General features: G+C 60.3%; 4 protein-coding genes and 1 pseudogene. 4 read left to right on the forward strand and 1 reads right to left on the reverse strand.

Features of this window, described 5'->3' with window-relative positions; all coding sequences use genetic code 11:
• From ACIREA_RS29245 to ACIREA_RS29260, 4 genes are all read left to right on the forward strand, one after another.
• Positions 1 to 316 (forward strand): prolipoprotein diacylglyceryl transferase family protein (locus ACIREA_RS29245; protein ID WP_397385855.1); only part of this gene is annotated, 316 nt, incomplete at its 5' end.
• A 70-nt stretch (positions 317 to 386) separates the two neighbouring features.
• The gene (locus ACIREA_RS29250; RefSeq protein ID WP_397385856.1) at positions 387 to 962 is read left to right on the forward strand and encodes an RNA polymerase sigma factor; all 576 of its coding nucleotides are present in this window, start codon (positions 387 to 389) and stop codon (positions 960 to 962) included.
• Entirely contained in the window at positions 959 to 1,420 is a 462-nt protein-coding gene (locus tag ACIREA_RS29255) for a hypothetical protein (protein WP_397385857.1), read from the forward strand. The genes ACIREA_RS29250 and ACIREA_RS29255 overlap by 4 nt, the downstream gene beginning before the upstream one ends.
• A 41-nt stretch (positions 1,421 to 1,461) precedes the next feature.
• Positions 1,462 to 2,631 (forward strand): S1C family serine protease, encoded by a 1,170-nt coding sequence (locus ACIREA_RS29260; RefSeq protein WP_397385858.1) that lies wholly within the window; start codon positions 1,462 to 1,464, stop codon positions 2,629 to 2,631.
• 362 nt (positions 2,632 to 2,993) lie between these two features.
• Here ACIREA_RS29260 and ACIREA_RS29265 read toward each other — a convergent pair.
• Positions 2,994 to 3,257 (reverse strand): annotated as a pseudogene (locus ACIREA_RS29265) (glutathione peroxidase); the annotation flags it as partial.

Here is a 3,257-nt window from a genome sequence, read left to right on the forward strand (position 1 = left end):
GCATCCGCGCCACCCCTCCCAGCTTTATGAGGCATTCTGTGAAGGGCTGCTGCTCAGCGCCATCCTGATCTTCATCCGCCTGCGCTTCCCACGGCTGCGCCAGGGCATCATCGCCGGCCTGTTCTTCATCCTCTATGCCATTGCCCGCATCGCGATGGAGTATCTGCGGCAGCCGGACAGCGGCTCTGAGATGATTCTGGGCCTGACGAAGGGGCAGTTTTACTCCACCTTCATGTTCATCGTCGGTGGCCTTTTCATCGGCTACGGACTGATCTGGGGCAAAAGCCAGCCCGGGCCTGCTGCGGCCAAAGCTTGATTTTTCAGCAAGGCTATACAAAAGCGGAACTCGGTGGCGTTAGGGTGGTCGTATAGTACCTTGCTCACGCATGGAAACCACCTTTGACTGGAAAAGCACGTTTGATCACCTAGCACCTCAGCTGGTGCTATATGCGCGCCAACTGGTCGACTCCAAAGCCGATGCCGAGGACGTCGTCCAGCAGGCCTTTGTGCGCTGGTGGCGGCGCTTTCCCGAGGGGGACTCCAGCCACATTCCCCTGCTCTACGCCGCCGTCCGCACCATCGCCCTGGATCAGCGCCGCTCCGACCACCGCCGGGTGAACCGGGAGGCGAAGTCCGAGATCGCCGTGGCAGGTGAAAACGCGCCCGCCTTTGATCCCAAGCCCGAACAGAAAGAGACCGCCGCCATCGTCGACAAGGCGCTGCAGACCCTGCCCGAAGATCAGCGCGAAGTCATCACGCTGAAGCTCTGGGGCGACCTCACCTTCAACGAAATCGCCGCAATGACCGGCAGCTCGATCAACACCATCGCCGGTCGTTACCGCTACGCACTTCAAGCGCTGCACAAGAAGCTCGGGCACCTGCGCGCCGATCTGCTCGGCGAATCCAACTCCCCCGCCATCAACATTCTACCCTTTTCACCCACCACGGAGGCCATGTCATGAACAACGAAATCAATGAACAAGAACTCGAAAACCTGCTGCGCGGTCTCGCGCCAGCAGCAGCCTCCCCTGCCCTGGTGCAGCGGGTGGATGATGAACTGAAACTGGACATGAGCTGGCTCAGCACCAGTCGCCCGAAACCCCGGCAGCAGCCGCGCTGGCTCATGTCTGCAGGCTGGGCCGCGATGGGCGCCGCCGCGGCCTTTGCCGTGATGAGCTACCTGCCAACGCAGCAAGGCGAAGGTGGTGCAGCCGCTCTGGCCAATGCGCCCGCCACCATTCGTGAATGGGATAACGAGCATGGAAACAGCCTCCACCGTGGCCGCAGCCTCAATGATGACAAGCTCGCTCTCGTCGTGTCCCGCGAGCTCGGAACATGGGTGGATCCCCGTTACAGCTCGCAGATGACCGTGGACATCTCCAGCCGGCAGCAGCTTCTGCAGCCTGTCTCTTTCAGGTAAAGCCAAGGCTCCAACCAGCCTCAGCTCCACCCTTCCCAACCATGAAACTCCCCCACACATTACTCATCGCCTGTCTCGGCGCTGCACCGCTGTGTGCCCAGCAGGTGGAACCTAAAACGGAAGCTCCCAAAACGGCCCCTGCTGAAGGGGTTGGTGCCAACGGTAGGGTTAAAGCAGAAGGTCAAAACCCGAACACTCAGCAGGGCCATCGTCACTCGCATGCGAGTGCACAGCCGGAGCAGAAGCCAGTGGCCTACATCGGTGTGCTCACCCGTGAGGTGCCGGCGGAGCTGCGGGCGCAGTTCTCCCTGCCTGAAGGCTTTGGCCTGCTGGTTGAAGAAGTGCTGCCAGACTCTCCCGCCAAGACGGCCGGATTGAAAGTGTATGATGTGCTGGTGAAGTTTGAGGATCAGCAGCTTGTGAACATGGAGCAGTTCATGGCGCTGGTGCGGGCGAAAAAGAAGGGCGATGTGGTGCAGCTCCAGGTCATCACCGGTGGCAAGGAAACCCCGGTGTCAGTCACGCTGGGCGAGCATCTGGTCGCGGCCAAAGACCACCGTCAGCATCACGACGGATTGGCTGGAGGGATGCATCCCTTCAATGGGGAATCGTTTCACGGTGGTGAGCAGCGCGGCTTCCAGAATCAGAACAATGCGATTCATGAGCAATTCGAACGCCTTCGTCATCTTCAGCAGGAACTGCGCGAATATCAGGAGCGCATTCAGGAGTGGTCGAAGGGCGGCAGCAAGGGCCCCATACCGCAAGCGCCCACGCTTAATCTGCCCGGTCATGGACAGCAGCCTGAAGGCGGCGGACGCACCAGGGGCCATCAGCCGCAAACCGGCCTCTCCATTCCACCCGGCCCCGACCTGCAGCGCTTTCATTTCTCTCAGTCCCAATCGGCGGCCAACGTGACGCGGCGTGACGATACCGGCGAGTACACCCTCAAGAACGAAGACGGCAAAAAGACCTTCATCGCCCGTCCGAAAAACGGTCAGGAACAGTCCTGGCCGATCAACAATGACCAAGAGCGCGAGGCCGTGCCGCAGGAGTTTCGCGACAAACTGCGCATGATGGATGGCCCGAACGGCGGCGTCCGCATCGAGATTCATCCCCGTCCGGGCATGGATGCGCCGGGCAATCCTGCGCCTGCTGGAGGTGGTAACGCTCCAGCCTTGCCGCCGGTTAAAGCGCAGACGACTTCGGCGTAGGCTGGTTTTGGGGGTGCTACTTTCAAACTAGAGCGTCATTCCTGCCTTTCCACACTCCATGGACGGCGTACCTTTTTGAGCGCCCGCGAAGCTACAGACCCGAAGCTTCGGACCCGCACAGCGGTTCCCTACCAGCCCTGCGGCACGCGCTACTCTGGATGGTAGGGATGCGCTGTGCGCGTCCCTGGAAGACTTCGTCCCTTCGTGGGCTGCGGCCTCATCGCATGCCCCCTTTCCAAAAGCCCCGCTCCCAGCGCACACGTCCTGGCCCTGCATATGCTATACAGGGACTACAAAAAAGCGGCGACAACTCAGTGAGTCATCGCCGCTTGAATGAATGGAACTAGTGAGTAGTTTCTTCCTTACTTCGCTGCGAGGGCTTCTTTGATCGCGGCCACCACGGCTGGTGCATCGGGTTTGTCACCGGGCTCGAAGCGCTTCAGGATTTTGCCATCACGGCCTACGAGGAACTTGCCGAAGTTCCACTTCACGTCGCCTGGGAAGGGAGAGGTTGGGCCGCTGAGCACTTGGTAAAGCGGGCTCTTGTCGGCACCCTTCACCACGAGTTTGTCGAACATTGGGAAGGTCACCTTATACTTCAGAGAGCAGAACTCCTTGATCTCGGC

It is taken from the genome of Prosthecobacter sp. (genome assembly GCF_044373815.1).
Classification (GTDB): domain Bacteria; phylum Verrucomicrobiota; class Verrucomicrobiia; order Verrucomicrobiales; family Verrucomicrobiaceae; genus Prosthecobacter.

What these genes read in the sequence shown, in the direction of transcription:
- ACIREA_RS29250 (WP_397385856.1), top strand. Translation starts at nt 387, where the DNA reads ATGGAAACCACCTTTGACTGGAAAAGCACGTTTGATCACCTAGCACCT.
- ACIREA_RS29255 (WP_397385857.1), top strand. Translation starts at nt 959, where the DNA reads ATGAACAACGAAATCAATGAACAAGAACTCGAAAACCTGCTGCGCGGT.
- ACIREA_RS29260 (WP_397385858.1), top strand. Translation starts at nt 1,462, where the DNA reads ATGAAACTCCCCCACACATTACTCATCGCCTGTCTCGGCGCTGCACCG.